This is a genomic window from Maribacter sp. MS6, assembly GCF_056839185.1.
Genome location: NZ_CM166389.1, coordinates 63,433 through 82,079 on the forward strand (window position 1 = coordinate 63,433; position 18,647 = coordinate 82,079).

At 34.0% G+C, this 18,647-nt stretch carries 18 protein-coding genes and 1 pseudogene; 17 read left to right on the plus strand and 2 right to left on the minus strand.

All coding sequences use genetic code 11. The annotated features are described in order from the left end of the window. Positions 1-19: 19 nt before the first annotated feature. Complete coding sequence (locus tag MS6x_RS00330; protein ID WP_482604640.1) at positions 20-856, minus strand: tyrosine-type recombinase/integrase; 837 nt, start codon at positions 854-856, stop codon at positions 20-22. 137 nt (positions 857-993) lie between these two features. Here MS6x_RS00330 and MS6x_RS00335 point away from each other — a divergent pair, with 137 nt between their 5' ends. From MS6x_RS00335 to MS6x_RS00360, 6 genes are all read left to right on the plus strand, one after another. Further along, positions 994-1,758 (plus strand): hypothetical protein, encoded by a 765-nt coding sequence (locus MS6x_RS00335; protein ID WP_482604642.1) that lies wholly within the window; start codon positions 994-996, stop codon positions 1,756-1,758. A 167-nt stretch (positions 1,759-1,925) separates the two neighbouring features. Beyond that, positions 1,926-2,552, plus strand: a complete 627-nt coding sequence (locus tag MS6x_RS00340) for a DUF5343 domain-containing protein (RefSeq protein WP_482604643.1) — start codon at positions 1,926-1,928, stop codon at positions 2,550-2,552. Then, entirely contained in the window at positions 2,545-3,129 is a 585-nt protein-coding gene (locus MS6x_RS00345) for a Swt1 family HEPN domain-containing protein (RefSeq protein WP_371457491.1), read from the plus strand. The genes MS6x_RS00340 and MS6x_RS00345 overlap by 8 nt, the downstream gene beginning before the upstream one ends. Positions 3,130-3,358: 229 nt before the next feature. Next, entirely contained in the window at positions 3,359-4,141 is a 783-nt protein-coding gene (locus MS6x_RS00350) for a DUF6090 family protein (RefSeq protein WP_482604644.1), read from the plus strand. 154 nt (positions 4,142-4,295) lie between these two features. Next, positions 4,296-5,651 (plus strand): TrkH family potassium uptake protein, encoded by a 1,356-nt coding sequence (locus tag MS6x_RS00355; RefSeq protein WP_482604646.1) that lies wholly within the window; start codon positions 4,296-4,298, stop codon positions 5,649-5,651. Further along, entirely contained in the window at positions 5,617-6,171 is a 555-nt protein-coding gene (locus MS6x_RS00360; RefSeq protein ID WP_482604648.1) for a DUF3124 domain-containing protein, read from the plus strand. The genes MS6x_RS00355 and MS6x_RS00360 overlap by 35 nt, the downstream gene beginning before the upstream one ends. Positions 6,172-6,301: 130 nt before the next feature. Here the strand turns inward: MS6x_RS00360 and MS6x_RS00365 are convergent, their stop codons facing one another. Next, positions 6,302-7,273, minus strand: coding sequence for an IS110 family RNA-guided transposase (locus MS6x_RS00365; protein ID WP_482604650.1), 972 nt, complete (start codon positions 7,271-7,273; stop codon positions 6,302-6,304). Between the two features lie 342 nt (positions 7,274-7,615). Between MS6x_RS00365 and MS6x_RS00370 the strand changes: the two genes are divergently transcribed. From MS6x_RS00370 to MS6x_RS00420, 11 genes and pseudogenes are all read left to right on the plus strand, one after another. Beyond that, a complete protein-coding gene (locus tag MS6x_RS00370) occupies positions 7,616-8,953 on the plus strand; it encodes a serine hydrolase domain-containing protein (protein WP_482604652.1) in 1,338 nt (445 codons plus the stop codon). A gap of 158 nt (positions 8,954-9,111) precedes the next feature. Further along, positions 9,112-10,626, plus strand: a complete 1,515-nt coding sequence (locus tag MS6x_RS00375; protein WP_482604654.1) for an agmatine deiminase family protein — start codon at positions 9,112-9,114, stop codon at positions 10,624-10,626. A gap of 83 nt (positions 10,627-10,709) precedes the next feature. Next, on the plus strand, positions 10,710-11,066 hold the full coding sequence (locus tag MS6x_RS00380) for a hypothetical protein (RefSeq protein WP_482604656.1): 357 nt from the start codon (positions 10,710-10,712) through the stop codon (positions 11,064-11,066). 246 nt (positions 11,067-11,312) lie between these two features. Further along, positions 11,313-11,537, plus strand: a complete 225-nt coding sequence (locus MS6x_RS00385; protein ID WP_482604658.1) for a hypothetical protein — start codon at positions 11,313-11,315, stop codon at positions 11,535-11,537. 147 nt (positions 11,538-11,684) lie between these two features. Continuing rightward, positions 11,685-12,239 (plus strand): hypothetical protein, encoded by a 555-nt coding sequence (locus MS6x_RS00390; RefSeq protein ID WP_482604659.1) that lies wholly within the window; start codon positions 11,685-11,687, stop codon positions 12,237-12,239. Further along, complete coding sequence (locus MS6x_RS00395) at positions 12,232-12,399, plus strand: amidohydrolase family protein (protein ID WP_482604661.1); 168 nt, start codon at positions 12,232-12,234, stop codon at positions 12,397-12,399. The genes MS6x_RS00390 and MS6x_RS00395 overlap by 8 nt, the downstream gene beginning before the upstream one ends. Before the next feature lie 164 nt (positions 12,400-12,563). Continuing rightward, positions 12,564-13,277, plus strand: a complete 714-nt coding sequence (locus MS6x_RS00400; protein WP_482604663.1) for a hypothetical protein — start codon at positions 12,564-12,566, stop codon at positions 13,275-13,277. 313 nt (positions 13,278-13,590) lie between these two features. After that, complete coding sequence (locus tag MS6x_RS00405) at positions 13,591-14,427, plus strand: DUF5694 domain-containing protein (protein ID WP_482604665.1); 837 nt, start codon at positions 13,591-13,593, stop codon at positions 14,425-14,427. Between the two features lie 275 nt (positions 14,428-14,702). Continuing rightward, positions 14,703-15,901 (plus strand): annotated as a pseudogene (locus MS6x_RS00410) (serine hydrolase domain-containing protein). A 102-nt stretch (positions 15,902-16,003) separates the two neighbouring features. Continuing rightward, positions 16,004-17,554, plus strand: coding sequence for an alpha/beta hydrolase (locus tag MS6x_RS00415; protein ID WP_482604667.1), 1,551 nt, complete (start codon positions 16,004-16,006; stop codon positions 17,552-17,554). 166 nt (positions 17,555-17,720) lie between these two features. Further along, the gene (locus MS6x_RS00420) at positions 17,721-18,638 is read left to right on the plus strand and encodes a helix-turn-helix domain-containing protein (RefSeq protein ID WP_482604668.1); all 918 of its coding nucleotides are present in this window, start codon (positions 17,721-17,723) and stop codon (positions 18,636-18,638) included. Positions 18,639-18,647 lie beyond the last annotated feature (9 nt).

An 18,647-nucleotide genomic window follows, 5' to 3' on the forward strand; every position in this document is an offset into this window, starting at 1 on the left:
CATTAATTGGGATGGGTTGTTAAATAGTATCCAAAAATTCTAAGGGACTCGTAACGTTCAAAAGATTTTTATTGGATACATGGGTATAAAGCATGGTAGTCTTGATGGTATTATGACCCAAAAGTTCCTGAATAATGCGCAGATCTGTACCAGCTTCCAGAAGGTGTGTTGCATAAGCATGCCTTAGGCTATGGAGTGTTACTTTTTTACGTATTGCGGCTCGTTTAACGGCCGCTTTAAAGACTGCTCTAAGACTTTCGGGGGCGTATTGGCCCTCTCTGCCCTCAAACAGATATACTTTAGGCTTGTACTCTTTATAATAGGTACGTAACAGGGTCTTTAAAGATGCTGGAAAAGGTAATAGCCGATCCCTTTTTCCTTTGGCATTTTGTACAAATATCCTGTTTCGGTCCCCGTCTAGATGTACAATTTTTAAAGTGATTAACTCACCACTTCTTAACCCCAAGGCATATATCGTGGTTAGCATTGCCCTATGCTTTATGTTCCGGGTAGCGGCGAGCATACGTTTTATTTCTTGGAGCGAAAGTATTTCAGGTAGCACACGCTGGGGTTTTCTAGGTCTAAGCGTGTTTAGGTCTAACTGGGAATTGTGCATTTCTTTCATGTAGAGCGAAAGTGCACTTAACAATTGCTTTTGTGTTGTATATGCGTACTTTTTAGCAATTATAAATTCTCTTATTTTCTGCAATAGGAATTTGTTGTCCAAACGATGTATTTCTTGCTCACACCCAATGAATTTTGAAAAAGAGAGGAGTAAACCAATATAGGCAGCACTCGTATTTTCGCTATATCTTTTTATATTTAACAGGGTTCTAAAATTTCTAAAATCTGTCATATACAACTTGGCTTATGGATATTACCAAATTATAAAATAATTGCTTATGTACCGCTAAAATGTGAAGGTTATGCCATGTTTTTTAGTACATTGCCTATATCAACTAGTTGTGCTTCATTACCACAAACCGCTAACCAATGATAAAATTCTTTCGAAAAATTAGACAAAATTTACTCACTGAAAACAAATTAGGTAAATATCTGATTTATGCAATTGGAGAAATTGTGCTTGTAGTGATTGGAATATTGATTGCATTAAGTGTAAATAATTCGAATCAAAAAAGAATTGAGCAAAAAACCACAAATAACTATCTAGAAAAAATCAATTCAAACATAGAACAGAATATAAATTTCTCTAAAACAATGCTTGAATTTAGAAATGAACATTCCGCCAATTGTAACAAAGTCGCTGAACTTATAATAGATAAAGATTTTAGCAATCAATCTATTTTCCAATCTGCAATATTCTCATCACTTATTGAAAGGCCGATTAACTATGATAGAGATGCTTTTGAATCTTTGAAAAATTCAGGAAACCTAGCAAATATTGAGAACTCAATTATAGAAACTGCTCTTTTAGAATATTATGAATTGGTCGATAGAATTACTAAACAAGAAAAAAACCTTGAAGAATTCAATAATCAGATGGAGTTAGAACTAGTTAATAATGGATTTTTAACAAAGTGGATGAAACTTGATAAAGAAGTACATAAGGATTTAACAAAACAAATTACAAACTATAACGAAGACCTCACAAAACATCCTGGACACGATAATTTATTAATGCTTTTATTTCGAGGAGGAACAAATACGACCTTTCTTACTGGCTTATATGAAGAACAGATTAAAAGTGGAATGGAATTATCTCAAACGATAAAAGACTATATTAAATTAAATAAATAACGAAAGCACAACAATGGCTATAAGTAATTGCTTTTTCTCGCCTACTTCTGAAAATCCTCGGGGATTTTCAGCTTGGTGTGTACTTGCAAAGTTAAGTGCTAACCCACGCAACTACTCATAGCCTAGACCGTTGCCAGCAATTAAAAAAAAACGAATAACATTAAAATATGGGACTACCAACAAGCTACAGCCAATCATATGGAGTTCTTGGAGAATTCTTTGAAAAAATTAGAGATGCACAGGCACCTGATAAATTTGGACACCAAAATTTAAAAGATTTAGGTTATAAATCAAACAATCATAGACCTTTCATTCCTCTAATGAAATCTTTGGGATTTTTATCATCTGACGGTAGTCCAACACAACGATATCACGAATATAGAAATCACTCTAAATCGAGAGAAATAATGGGACAAGCTATAAAAGAGGCTTATAGCGATATATTCTTAATAAAATCCAATCCAACTGACAAGGATAAAGATTTAGTTCAAGGTAAATTTAAAAGTTATCATAATGCAAGTGACAATGTTGCTAAATTACATACTAACACATTTTATGCACTTTTAGATATTGCAGATTTAAACCATAATGTAAAACCAAAAGTAGTAGTCGAACAAAAAGAAAAGCAATCACCACAAACTGAAAATAAACCACAAGACACGCCTTTACCAAAAACAATTTCAGCATCTAAAGTTGGTCTTCATTACAATATACAGATACATTTACCAGCTACTAAAGACGTTGAAGTTTACAACGCTATATTTAAATCACTTAAAGACCATTTAATTGACTGACAAGAAAGACATCCGAGATTTTTTCTTCAGAGGATTAATGTTTGAGTCTGAAGCCGAGGAATTCCAAAAGGCAGGTATTCAAATTGGAGCTGACAACCAATTTACCGAAAAACAACTTTTAGCGGAATCACTTGCACCTTTTGGTGTGAACAGGAGAAATAATGGATTAGAAATGGCAAGACTTTATGCTGTTGTAAATTGCTTTGAAAATGAAATTAGAGCTTTTATTCGTGAAACTCTTGAAGAAAATGTTGGTTTAGATTGGTGGGACAAACTTCCAAATAAAATTAAAAATCACGCAGAAAGTAGACAACAATCCGCTATGAAAGATTCGTGGTTGGAAGGCGAAAAAAGTGACCTTCTTGGTTTTATTGATTTCGGTATGTTAGCTAAAATAATGATTGAAAAGTGGGAATTTTTTAGCAATCTAATTCCTTCACAACATTGGTTAAATCAAAGAATGGACGAATTGGAAAAATCTCGACATTTTATTGCACATAACAGAATGCTTTTACCCTCGGAATTTCAAAGGATTTATATGTATGTTGCAGATTGGAATAGAGTAATTGGATTGTAAAATAACTGCTGGCAACAACGTATATATCTCATAGCTAGTCAGTTGCTTAATCGAAGTTAAGGCATATTTGGAAAGTCGCCAAATTTTTAAATTTGACGATTTCCGATTAAAAAGATAAATAGTAAAATTTAAAAATCTGGCTTGTGCTCAACCGAAAAATAATTGCTAATTTTCACGCTACGAGCCATATACAAAACCGTTGTGCTTCATTATCAGAAACCGCTAACCAATGATTAAATTCTTTAGAAAAATTAGACAAAACTTACTTTCAGAGGGGAAAACTGGAAAGTATATGAAATATGCTGTTGGAGAAATTATTTTGGTAGTTATTGGAATTTTAATTGCATTAGGAATTAATAACTGGAATGAAAACAGAAAATCATCCGAGCTGGAAGAATCGTATTATTGCCTTTTACTAAATGATATAGAAGAGGACAAAGAACAAATTAAGACATTAATAGCAGTTAACAAGAAGCGTATTGAAAACTCAAATATTGCAATTACAACAATTCAAAGTGAAAATATAGACCTAACAGAATTAGGAAGTAAAATCAACCTTTCTAGAAGGGATATGACTCAATCATTCATTCCAAATTCATCTACTTATGAAGATATAAAGTCTAGTGGGAATATAAATACGCTGAAAGATAGTCAAATCCGAAAATCACTAAATCAATATATCAAAAAAACAGAAGATTTGAATAGTGTAATTTTAGGAAATATGAACCTTGTATTTAATCGGTTAGCACAAACAGCAGATTGGTTTAATTCAGGAGTATTGCACGCGGAATATAAGAAATTGTTTCCAAGAGAAATACAAAAAAATTTAAGTGTTGATTTTCCTAACAAAATACCAAAAGAAACAAAAGCTAGGTTATATGAAGACTTGGTGATGGAAGGTATTCTATTAAGAAGACGTTCAGAATTATTGAATCTTATTGATAATCAAATAAATATAATGAACTCGAAATTAGCCGATAAATGTAAAGTTAAAAGTGATTACATTAAATAACGAAAGCACAACAATGGCTATAATTAATTGCTTGATATCGCCTACTTTGGAAATTCCTGCGGAATTTCCAACTTGGTGTGTACTTGCAAAGTTAATCGCTAAACCACGCAACTACTCATAGCCGAGACCGTTGAATGCCATTTGAAAAACGAAAATGACAGATAAAAAAAACATAATCGAAAAATTTCTGACATGGTACAAAAAATTCCAAGTGAGCAAAACCCCACAAATGAATTTAGTTTGGGGGTTTTTCCTATACACATTAGTAGGTTTTGGACTATTGTGTATCCCGTTGTTCCATAAAACGAGTGTTGGTATTCTTGACAATCTTTTCATTTCAACTTCCGCCATTTCTACCACAGGACTTGTAACAGTAAGTGTTTATGACTCATATAATTTTTTCGGGCAATTAATTGTGATGGGACTATTCCAAATTGGTGGTATTGGATATATGACTCTGACAACTTATTATCTGCTGTTTACAACTCAAAGAATTACACATTGGCATAACAAAATAATTGGTGCAGAATTTACGCTTCCAAAGACCATTAAAATTAAAGACTTTATTAAAAGCGTAATAATTTTCACTATAGTAATGGAAACCTTAGGTGCAATTTGCTTTTTCGTTGCTTTTCAACAAGAAGGAATGGACACAATGAAATCGATTTGGTTTTCAATATTTCATAGTGTATCAGCTTTTTGTACGGCAGGCTTTGGGTTATTCAATAACAGTTTTGAAAGCTATAGTGACAGTGGCTTCATTAATACTATAATATCTGTACTTGCAATTGCAGGCTCACTAGGCTTTATTGTAATCACCGATTTATGGTATAGGGTAAGTGGTAAATCAAAGAGTATTTCATTTACTACCAAAATTGTTAGTTACGGCTTTGTGTCGTTATTATTGATAGGTACTATTCTTGTTTACTTAGCTGAACCCAGCGTACAAAACTCTCACTCACAACTCTCAGAATCCTTTTTTCAAGCTATGACAGCTATGACTACTGTTGGCTTCAATACAATTTCAACAGGTGGTTTAAGTTTGCCCATTTTGCTATTTGTAACATTTTTAATGTATATAGGTGCTTCGCCTTCAGGAACAGCGGGTGGTATGAAAATAACTACACTTACCGCTATGATTTCGGTCTTGAAAAGTAGATTATTTGGTCAAAAGAAGATTTCTTTTATGGAACGAGTTATTCCATTTGAACGCCTTTATGTTGCAACTTCTACTTTCATTCTTTACACGAGTGTCATTTTCTTATTCACATTTCTCTTGACATTTACTGAGCAATTTGAATTTCAGCAAATTCTATTTGAAGTTGCCTCTGCTCTTGGTACTGTTGGACTAAGTACAGGGATCACAGGCGACCTAACTGACATAGGTAAAGTCTTAGTCATTGTTTTAATGTTTATAGGTCGAGTAGGAGTGTTGACCTTTGGGTTTGCATTAATCAACAAAAAACAAAAGGAGAATGAAAAATATATGGAAGATGATTTGGCAGTATAGAGTAAAAATGCTCGTAATGAGCTTATTGGGTATCATATCTTTACAATCCTGTGTCGAAAGAAGCCAGAACTTAAATAAAGTAGGTGACGACAAGTTTGAAGCGTTAGAGATTGACAGAGTTCCTCAAAACCTAGCTTTCAACGACACAACTTACGTTCCTATTTACTCAGACATTTATAGTGAATCGAAGGATACTAGGTTTAATCTAACTGCTACATTGAGCCTACGAAACACAAGTTTCAAACACAGCATTTATGTTTCAAGTGTTGATTACTACAACTCAGCAGGAGAAAAAACTAAGAGTTTTCTAGAAAAATCAATCCTTCTTAAGCCGATGCAATCAGTTGAATATGTGATAGAAGAAGATGACACGAGTGGCGGAACAGGTGCGAATTTCATAATTATTTGGGGTTCTGAAAGTGATAAAGTTGAGCCACTTTTTGAAGGAATTATGATTTCAACACACGGTCAGCAAGGAATATCCTTTTCGACTAAAGGAACTTCAATAAGTAATAAATAAAAACGGCATACAACAAAGAACTGAGGTAAAAAACAAACAAATTCTTCCTTGATCTGAGACAATACTATTCTAGGCCCATAGATTCTAAAATCGGATTCTTCGGGCTTTTTTTATTCAATTTATCTTCCATTTATTTTACCCGCAGTACCGAAACGTAAGTTTCATCATAAGGCCTTCCGGACTTTGCAATGGCAAAGGACTGTTTGAGCAACTTGTTAGCCACGGCTATCAATGCCAGCTTCTTACTCTTTCCCTTGTTCACGATTCGCTCATATACCTCCTTACACGCCTTGTTGTGCTTGCAGGCGGTAAAGGAACATAGGAACAAAAGATTACGTAGCTTTCTATTGCCCACTTTGCTTATCCGTGCACGACCTCTAACGCTGCTCCCCGATTCTCTTATCGTTGGGGTAATACCGACATAACTACAGAGCTGTGATGCATTCTCGAACTTGGAAAAACCATCCGTCACAACTATCAAGAACAATGCGGTCTTTTGACCTATTCCCGGTATACTGGTGATTAAGGTCAATTGCTCTTGTTGGTCCTCTTTTACCAAGGAAAGGATTTTTGATTCGATGGCTATCACCTCCTTATTTAGCTGCTTCTTGTTACGCACCAAGGAACGATGGACAAACTTTGAGGGAATGCCCAGAACAGCTTCTCCATGTATCTTGTTCTTAGTTGCGGTACGTTGTTTTAAATAGGTGTCCAATAACCGGAACAACTGTAAACATTCACTCTGTGTATCCGTCAAGGAATTGTAGAGTGGAACATCATTGGACAAAGCATATTCACAAATAGCCTTTGCATCGCTTTTGTCCGTCTTTACCTTGGCCAGTTTCATTTGTATAAAACGCTTTATGGACAATGGGTTTACAACAGAAACGATTACTCCGTTTTTGTAAAGAAACTGTGCAAGTCTATAATGATAATAACCGGTAGCTTCCATAACCACCAATGAACCTTGGGGCAATTCTTTAAGATATTTCCTGAATCCCGTTTCATCGTTCTTATACTGGCTGTGACCAATGTTACTACCATGTACATCAAAGACATCCTTACTGATGTCAACTCCAAAAGTTTCTTTATATTTATTCATAACGAATGTTTTATGAAAGAACCGGCTACTTCTGCTCACAACAACTTGAAAACGAGATCTAGGTCTCACAGAACTGAACGTGGTTTAAGTAGTAAAAGAGAGAGGATTATCAATGTTGTCGAAGTATAAAGCTTCACCGTGTATAGTAACCTTAATTCTCTCTTTTGTTCTTTCTAGTTATATCAACAATTTACTGAGAATCAAACTTAAGCCGGGTATAGCTCATGGCTCATGGCTTATCGCTTGGTCGCTTTTTGCTAACTTGAAAATATATTAAAGGGCTCGTGGCGTTTTGCCACGAGCCATACCCAAATCGTTAGGCTGAATAAAAAACAATAGCATATGTCATCAAACAACAAACTGTCACTAAAGGTACTTATCACTCTCAGTTTGCTTCTATTCGTTGGATGCAAAGAACAGGTCAAAGAGCGTACATTAGAAGAAAAAATTGTATTGGCTGTAGAATCAAGAAAAATTCCCACATCAAAAGACCAAAAAGTAAGCTTTACGGTTCCTGAATCGATCATTGGAAGAGGACCTCAGATAACAGAGGTATTTAGCCATATGGAAAACTATATTCCTACTGTTCTTATAGAAAAAGGAAATACAAAAACAACGAAGCTTCCAGAAAATATCAGTCATACCCTCGGACAAGAGATTCTCACTAGTGCCTTCTTTGAAAAGGAAACGTCACTTGACCAAATTTGCGATCAAAAACAAGTGAATGGAGTGATTGTTCTTCATAAAGGCCAAGTGATTTATGAAAGATATCCTGAAATGGAACCTTCTGACAAGCATTTTCTAGGTTCTGTGAGTAAAACATTTTTAGGAACCATAATCGCAAACTTGGCAGATGAAGGAAAACTTAATGAACAGGATTCGATCGGGCAGTATCTTGCAGAGTTTAATGATAAGCCTTTAGCAAATGTAACTATTGAAAATTTGTTAAGGATGACCTCCGGAATCGACTGCCGAGAGATGGATAAGGGGTCATTTACGGACCCAAACCATTGTTTTTATAAATTGCTTCAACATTCTGCAGTTTATACAGAGCCAAATCCAGCATTTGAAGAAAGTTTAATGGAATTATTGGCTAATTCAGGACAAATTGAACCCGCTGAGCAAACCTACGATTACACTTCCGCCAATTCTGTGATTCTGACTACCATCGCTGAAAGAGTTTCTTCCAAACCTTTTCATGAGATGGTTCAGGAATATATATGGACAAAAATCGGAGCTGAAGATGATGCAAGGGTAACGCTATCGAGTACCGGTGTTGCTGGAAGTTACGGTTTAATGCTAATGCGCTTGAGAGATCTGGCCAGATATGGACTGGCCTTTACAGATGATGCTACTACGAAAATAGCATCTGCACGATATATAAATCAAATTCATACGGGAGATAGTGCATTATTTAGATCTGAAGGAGGCACAGATCAGCATTTGAGGAAACAATTTTATGAAGGACAAGGTGCAGATTTTCAAAGCTATCATTGGGATGTGATTTTTGAAGATGGTGACTTCTTCAAAGAAGGCTTTGGAGGTCAAGGTCTTTACATATCCCCTTCAAAAAGATTAATTATTGGATTTTTTAGTGCAGGCAAGGATGAGACGAATACTAACAATAATATGATATCCCTTGTTCGTAGTTTGGCCTTACTTGAAAATTTTAAAGAATAAATTACTGAGCCTAACAACAGCTTTAGTTCATTACTGCTGAAATTCCTAAATGGAATTTTAAGCCTTTTTGCTAAATTTATGGTTACGGCGGAATGATACTCACGTACCATTCCGTACAGAAACCATTGCCAACACCGTTGTGAAACATAATACCAAGAATGAGAATAATCATCACATTAATAGCAATAATCTTCTTGGTTTCCTGTAAAAAAAAGGAAGCAGATACAAGAATAGAATCACACAACTTCTATCAATTCGGAAAAAATCGAGTTTTAGCTGAATGGGAACCTGCCAAAGGGGTAATGTTTTCCTGTCCTCCTATCATTCCAAAGGAACTTATAGTCGAATTTGCCAAAGACACACACATATACCCAATTGTAGATGGAGAAGAAGCTTTAGCAGAGGCTAAGGAATGGTTCTTAAAGTGGGAAATAGACCTTAATCGAGTATCATTCATAAATCTTAAAGGAGATTTTGATATCCCGTATGTACGTGATTGGGGTCCCGCAGGAGTATTCGTAAAAGATGACGGATTCAAACTGATAGACCCTGTATTCATAAATTCGGATCCATTTTCAGGTAGAGCTTGTGGTGATTCATTGGTACTGCATAAATCAAAAGAAACTGGGCTAGATTATCACAGTGTGATCGCAGATAGCTCTATAACCCCATTGGCGAATCAGCTTGATATAGAGTCCTTTAAAGTACCTTTTACTAGTACAGGAGGCAATGTCTTAACAGATGGTATTGGCACTGCATTTTCTACTTGCATCTTGCTCACTGAGAATAGATTCAATGGGGTGTCAGATGAACAATTTTATTCACTGAATGATTCACTTTTAGGTTATCAAAACTACCATGTGATATCCAATTTTGAAAGTTATGGAATACAACATATAGATTGTTTCTTAAAGATCATAGATGAAGAGACGCTTCTTGTGGCTCAACCACCGTCAGATCATGAACTCTATGATGTCTATCAGAACATAGTAGACAATGAATTATCAAAGTTGAAGAATTCCTATGGTCATTCATACAAAATTGAAAGAGTCAAACTAGGCAGGGTCATTGACGAATATCTAGCGGCTTATACTAATTCTCTAATCTTAAATAACGTTGTATACGTGCCCCTATATGGTATCAGCTCCGACTCATTAGCGATTGAAACATGGAAATCCGTTATGCCTGGTTATACCATAAAGGGGATTCTTTTTCCGATTGATGATCAACCTTATTTGAAAAAAAGCATTTTCGAAGGGTATAAAGAAGATGGCGTCAACACAGGTTGGGGGCCTGATGATGCACTGCATTGCCGTACACGAGCACTATGGGACGAGAATATGGTTTTCATTTCTGTCAATCAAGTTGCTGCAAAACATCCTATTTCTGAAGATGCAATAGTATATGCAAGTGTAAAAGATTATGGTGGTGCAGGCTTGGAAGAGCAAGGAGTGAAAATTTATTGGAGAATTAAAGGTGCGGATTCCTGGAATTCGGAAGTTATGATAAACAATAACTCAAAAAATCATTGGTATTATACTATCCCAACTCAAGCTGATGGCACTGTCTTAGAGTATTATGTGGAAATAGCTTCTTTAAATGGTTCTCTGAACACGAGGCCAATGACAGCCCCAAAAGGACTTTATAAATTCAAATATGTTTCACAACAATAGCTAAAACGTCAATAGTTTCGTTTCCTCACCCACTGCGTTTAGCCAAATCGTTAGACAAACACAGAAATTAAAACCACTACACAATGAAAACATTAATTTTTACAATCTCTCTGATATTTTTGACACAAATTGAAGTGAAAGCTCAAACAGAATTTGTTTTAGAACCTTCTCAGAGTATGATAATGACAGGTAAAGGACCTGGTCAAGATGGAACAATTAATCCCTACATCGGACAAGACTGTTACGCAATAATTAGAAATATTGGAAAAAGAGAGTTTACTATCAGAGTGCAACAACAAGGGAAGATTATCGAAGAAATTTCTATACTAGAAGGTGAATTGAAAAAAGTAAAACTCTTAAAGGGTTATGAACTTTACTTAGATCCAAACCCAGAAGGAATAGCAAAAGCCAGCGTAGATTATGAAAAAATGGATGAATAAAAAAAATATGCTAACACAGCATATATCTGATGGCGGGTGAACCGATACCAGCAAGGTCTTTGCTCCATTTCCAACTTCGGTTTCGGTGGACAGGAAAGTGCTTCAAAAACCGCCACAAGCCATGTGGAAACCGTTATGTGCAATTCCCAATAATAGGTGTATCCCCAAAGAAATCCATACAAAAAATCATTTTCTTGAGTGATTAACATCATTTTAAGCGCCAATTATTCATAATACTTTTGTCTAATGAAAAGTGGCTTAAAGTATAATCTCGTCACTGCTTTGCTGAAAAGCGATAATAAAGAGATTGAAATATTTCTTTTACGATATATTCTTGGAAAAAAAGTTTCAGTCAAAGAATTATGGCAACTGCCCGAACCTCAAAAAATGATAAAAACAAAAATCAAATGGATTTTGGGAATATCCCGCAAAAGAGGTGTATGGAACGAAAGAAAACTAGAATCAGTATGAAGCATTTAATAAACTGGGTGTTCTGGTTGAAGAGTATGGTTTCAATAAGACTCATCCTGCCATCAAAAAAAACTACAGATTATTGTGTGCAATTTGGTCAGACGCGAAAATGTAACTAAGATAAGAACAATTTAAAATGTATTTAAAATGAATATAATACAGAAGTATAAGCCTTCGTATAAAGAAATGTTTGCGTTAGATATCATTGATCCGTTGTATTATGTTCCATTGGTACTTTGTGTTACGACTGGACTATCATTGTCGAGTTGGTGTCTTGACAGCTATATCCCTTCAGGGCATCTGGCAATCGTAATAGCTCCGATGCTTCTAGCATTGCTACACCATTATTGGACAGAAAGATTGACGGTAAAATTCACCGTAGTCGTTGGCTCTAATGATGACTGTATTTACTATACAAAAACAACAAAATCTAAAGTTATTATGCATTGGGTCTATAATTTATTAGGACACAGCTCTCTTCTTTTTCTGATTTTATACTTCCTTGAACCTTACCACCCATTACTTAATGCATTGTTATTCTTAGTTTGGCTAACAACCCCCTGCCTAATAAGAACTTATCTAAAGGGCATCAGCCTAGACATCGTTAAAGTTACTTTTGATGAAAAGGAACCTATTTGGGGCAAGGTTCAACAAAAAGAATTTATTGGAAAGTATAATTTTGAAGCAAATAATTTTGAATAATGCCATAGTAATTGGAATTGATAAAACTCATGGGTCAATTTCAATTGGTAAGCAAGCAGATTTAGTTATTCTAAGCAAAAACCCATTAGAAAATATTGAAAACATAAGAAGTGTAAAAATGGTTTATAAAGACGGGAAAAAATATTCCATCAGTGAATAAATTTAAACGTACACCTACAAAACCTAAAATTCAATGCTTGGTAGGGGTCTACTCGGAATTTCCATAGACAATTCCTCTGGTTCGTCCATCTTTGCTAAATTAGTTTCACAAACACGCAACTCACCATACACGAAACGTTCTGGGTCATTTAAAAAACATTAATCTTGAAAATAAAAAATCGTTTTAATTTAAAAAATTGGAGGAAATATTTGTTCGAATTTCTTTCGATTTTTCTTGCCGTTACTTTTGCTTTTATATTGGACAGATGGAACGATGACAGGAAAGATAGTATCGCTGAAAATAAAATTTTAGAAGAGATTTACAAAGGATTAGAACGTGATAGTTTAGATATTGCCAATGATGAGCAATATTTTAAAATTGCTTTTAGAGGGCTTAAATATTTCAATCAAATAATTGATGGAGAAACTATCGAGAATGATTCTCTAGTTACTTTTTATTATCTATTTTCTAGAGAAAGTATAGTTGTTCAAAATAAATCAGGCTACGAATCTTTAAAATCAAGAGGTTTAGAAACTATTCAAAATGATTCTTTGAGAAATAAGATTATAAACTTGTACGAGGTTGATTATGAGTTAGCCAGAAAATTTAATGAGGAGTATAGTGAGTATAAGTTCATGCAAAATTATTTTCATAAAATCAATGATGCCCTTGCCCCAAATTTTGAATATGATTCCACAAACAATATTGAAGGAATTAAGCTTCCTTTGGACTTAAACGAAAAAGAAAGAAGCTTGTTAAAAAGTTACCTATGGAAAATAGCAGTTGGAAAACAAGATAGATACCAAGCCTCTCAATATGGAAAAGAAAAAATTGGAAAACTAAGAGTAGCGATAAAGAAGTATCTTGAGCATAAATAGAAAAAGAACTACCGAAAACAGCACCTAAACGCAATGCGGACTTAAGGTCTTAACCGAAAGGTCTGTATATATTTATAAAATCGCTAAATCTTTAGCGATTTTTCTTTTTAGCGGGCTAAAGAAAAAAAGAAAACCAAACGATTTCGCTAAGTGCATGGCGGAAAGCAAACGCTAATTTGCTCCCTTACTGCTTATAGCTAAACCGTTAGCCATAATTATAAGAAATATTCAGGCAACCATTTCAAAACTTTTGACGTCTATATAAATAAAGGTCTGAAGAATTAAACCTAAACGATTACTAAAATATCCTACTATGAAAAACTATGTAATATTTTCGATTGCGTTCTTAATTTTAAACTGTGTTAAAGCTCAAGAAAAGTCAAATATTAAAGAAGTATTACTTGTTGGAACATTTCATTATAATAATCCAGGAGCAGATGTTGCCAAAACCAAATCTTTTGATATTCTAAATGAAAAATCTCAAAGTGAATTAAAAAAAATATCAAAAAGAATTAAAGTATATAATCCCACTAAAATATTTGTAGAATGGCCTTATGATGAACAAAAGGAATTAGATTCTCTTTACCAACTCTATAAAAAAGGTAATTATTTCAAAAACGACAGTCTTTCAAACTTTTATTTAAAAAATGAAATTTTCCAATTAGCATTTAGAATAGCAAAAGAAAATGACTTAAAAAAATTATATGCAATAGACTATTCCACATCATTCCCATTTGAAGATGTTATGAAAGAAATTGAAAATAACAACCAAACTGAATTAAAGACAAGGATTGAAAAGGGAATTTCTAAATTTACCGCTGATTTTGACAATAAAATTGAATCAGGAATTTCTCTTACTGAACTTACGTATTTTGTCAATAGCAAAGAAATGCGAAAATCTTCAAATGATTTTCATAATAATTTAATGCTTTTAGCAGGTGGCACAAAAGATTTTTCTGGACCCTTATTAACATCGGAATGGTTTAAAAGAAATCTATATATGTGGTCATTAATTCAAAAAAACACAGAAGAATCCGACAAAAGAATTATGGTTTTGGCTGGTTCAAGTCACGTCGCAATGTTTGATTTATTTATAAGAGAAAATGACAAGTGGAAAATCAAAGAATTAAAACAAGTTATGGAAAAATAACAATGGATAACACCGTATATGTCTCATAGCTAGTCAGTTGCTCAAAAAAAGTTTAGGTATATTTGCAAGTCCGCCAAATTTTTTAATATGGCTTACTGAGAAAAAAGGTAATAAGAAAATAAAAAAATTGGCTCGTGCTTAACCGAAAGTTAACGGCTAATTTGCACGCTACGAGCCATGTGCAAGACCGTTGCGCTTACTATTGAAAAAGTTCAGGCAACCATTTGACTAGCATATACGTCTATTAAATAAAGGAATCTAACATCAACTTTAAAATGGGCAAAACTCAGTATTTCATTTCATTATTATTTATAATTATAAGTCTTAAAACATATTCTCAATCCATTGAAAGAATAGATAATTCAATCATATCTACAGTAGTTTTGGATAAGGAGGTTCAGCGTTTAAAAAATGCAGGAAATGTTCACGGACTTACAATAGCTATAGTTACTAAGGATAGTGTTTTATTCCAAAAGGCATATGAATCTAGGAATCTGAAAGAGAAACAACCCCTTAAAACCTCAAATAACTTTTATGCAGCTTCACTAAGCAAACCGCTATTTGCCTTTATTGTAATGAAATTAGTTGAACAAACAAAGATTGAATTAGACAAACCCTTGGTGGAATATCTTGATAACCCTTTATATTCTTATGACTTTCCACACGGTTATGAAGGATACAAAGATTTAAAAAATGATAATCGGTATGAGAAAATAACTGCGAGAATGTGTTTATCGGATACCACGGGATTTCCAAATTGGAGATATCTCGGAATATCTGGTATTGATATGGAAAAACCCCTGGAGATAGAATTTGAGCCAGGAACTTTTTATAGCTATTCAGGCGAAGGTATTCAATTACTTCAGTTTTTTGTAGAACAAAAAAAAAAAGCTTGGAGGAGCTTGCTCAGAAATATGTGTTCAAGCCTTTTGACATGGATATGACTAGTTTTGTCTGGCAAGATAAATTTGACACAAACTATGCTGTTGGGCACTATAAAAAAAGAAAAACCTTAAAGAGAATAAAAAGAAATCAAGAATATGCTGCGGGCAGTATGGACACAACGCCTGAAGATTATGCGAAGTTTATCCAAGCAATGTTAGCTCAAAAAGGCTTAAGTAAAACTGGGTATAATGAGTTTTTTGAACCGCAAATCCGTATTGAATCGAAGCAACAATTTGGTAAAAACAGATTGATAAAAACGACGGAAAATGATGATATTGAACTAAGCTACGCCTTAGGTTTTGGAACCTACAAAATACCTTTCGGAAATGCGATTTTTAAAGAAGGCCATATTCAAGGTTGGGAACATTACACAATATTTTATCCATCTCATAACCTTGGAATTGTGATAATGTCCAACAGTTCAAATGGAGAAAGCATTTTTAAAGAGTTACTTGAGATTTCTACTGGAGATAAATGGATGCCTTGGTATTGGGAGAATTTCATACCTTATAACGGAAAAAAATACTAAGCACAACTTGGCTATAAGTAATTGCAAGTGCACATAGCCGAGACCGTTACCTGCAAGCTGAAAACAGACCTTTATGAAACATTAAAATAGGGCATCTTTCTTATGGACACTAATTCAGAAACAATGCGCTTCATAATAGTCATTACAGGTTTATTGCTAACAACAATATCTTATGGACAGACTTCTTTAAAAGAAATCGGACTTAAAGGCGGAAAATATCAAGTAGGCTTTAAACACTATACCGTTAATGATAGCACCAGAACCTATCGAATTCATAATGAGTTTAACAACCAACTCATTAAGAGACCAATTCCAATAAGTATTTGGTACCCTGCGAAAATAGAGAATAGTAATTCCGAACAATTAACAGTCTTGGACTATGTAGAGATTTTTAAGGAAGAGGAAGAGTGGAAAGACTTACCAGACTACTTTCTGATGGATTGGTTTCAGCATTTACCTAATACACCACAAAACAGGGCTCATCTGTCTGAAAAAGTAACTGCTTTTCCCAATTCAATTCCTTTTAATGGAAAATTTCCTGTCATCGTATATGCACCCAGTTACCAAGCATCTTCAATTGAAAATTTTGCATTATTCGAGTTTTTAGTCAGCAATGGTTTTGTAGTCATATCAAGTCCATCTAGAGGTACAGAAACAAGATGGTTAGAAGGCGGAACTACAAAAGATATGGAAACACAATCTAGAGATGTAGAATTTCTTTTGAAAGAAATTAATAAATACGAAAATGCAGACCTTAATAATATAGCACTTATGGGATTTAGCTTTGGTGGACTTTCCAATGCTATAACTGTTATGAAACATAAGAACGTAAACGCAATTGTAAGTTTAGATGGAACTGAAAGATATAATTATGCTGTATTGGAAAAATCACCCTATTTTAATTTAGACAAATTTGCTATTCCATATATTCATTTTGCTCAAAAAGAAATTCCAGAAGAAGTCTTAAAAAGCGATCAAATTCCTGCCGAATTAAATTACAGATTCCAATTAAAAGACTCTTTGAAATACAGTAAAGCTTTCAGTTATAGATTTCACGACCTCACTCATTCCTACTTTAGTTCTTTTGGTGTTTTATTTGCCAACAGAGATAAAAGACAAGATAAAAGTGATGATAAAATTATGGCTTCCTATAAATTACTTTCTGAATACACGTTACAGTTTTTATATGCGACCTTGAAAAATGACAAGTATGGCAAGGAATTTATTGAAAATAGCCCAAATAAAAATGGTTTTTCAGAAACTTTGATCTCAAAAGAGTTGAAACAAGCAAAAACGAGAGAATTTAATTATAAAGACTTCAACGATTTGGCATTCAAACAAGGCTATCAAGATTTAATTCCGTTATATAATGAAACAATTGCCAAACATCCAAAGCTTGAGCTTCAAGAAGGTATGCTAAATACCTTAGGCTTGCGCTTGGTATTTAACTCTAAAAAAATTAAACAAGGAGTTAATGTCTTTTTGTTAGCATTACATATATATCCAAAATCAGCGAATCTATACGATAGTTTAGCTGAAGGTTATTTTTATAATAAAGATTTTAAGAATGCTATTTCGAATTACGAAAAGTCGCTGAAATTGAATCCCGAGAATCAAAATGCAATCGATAGATTAAAACAACTAAAGGAATAGAGCTAGCAGGTAGCTCAGCGTATAATTCGTGGGCTGCATGAAGTTCAATTAAAAATTTTAATTTTAAAACAACATCTGATTTGCAGCTAAATCTGACTAACGTCTGATTCCGCACAAATCATACACGAACAAGTTGGAGGTGACATGTGAAAAATGGATATAGAAGGTGAATGAAACAAATGAAATAGCATTTTTTGAACGGGTAGTTGACCTGTACAACGCATTAAATATTCCAATCGAACAGGACAGTCAATTCTCGATGAATAACTTATTGGAAATTCACAAAACCATTCCTTACAAATCGCCTGTTTTTAGAACTAACTACTACTCTTTCATTTTTGTTAAGAACGGAAAAGGAACTTATACGACTGATGAGCAAACTTTTCAATACGATTCGGGAACTATTTACTTTACAAATCCGGGACATATCAAATCATTTGAATTCTTTGAATTAAAAGAGGCTTTCCTAATAACATTTAGCGAAGAATTCTTAGAGACAAATATTCATCAAAATGTTTTTAAAGACTTTCCATTTTTACTATCAGAAACAGTTCCACCACAAAGCCCTAGCGAACAACAGTATAAGGAAATAGAATCGTTATATCTTCAAATATTAAATGAATACCGAAGTAATTCTTTATACAAACACAAAATCATTGGCAGTTTATTGGTTGCGTTATTGCTAAAGATAAAGGCACTGTTTTGGCAAAATTACTTGCCGTTAGAAGAAGGAAATAACCAATCGCGAATTGTAAAAACATTTAAAGAGAATTTAGAAATGCACTACAGGAATTTGGCTAAAAATAATGTAGATAGGGTTTATCAACCACAAGATTATGCCAAACTACAGCAACTGAATTCGAGTTATTTTAGTCAAGTTATCAAAAGTAAAACAGGGAAATCACCAAGTAATTGGATAAATGAGCGAACGACCTCGTACGCCAAAGCTCTTTTAAAGAATTCTTCAAAGTCTATCAAGGAAATTACATATAAGTTGGCTTTTGCCGAAACTGCACACTTCAGCAATTTCTTCAAAAAACAAACGGGATTTTCACCTTCCGCCTACCGAAAAAAGCAAGTCTAAAATTTTTGC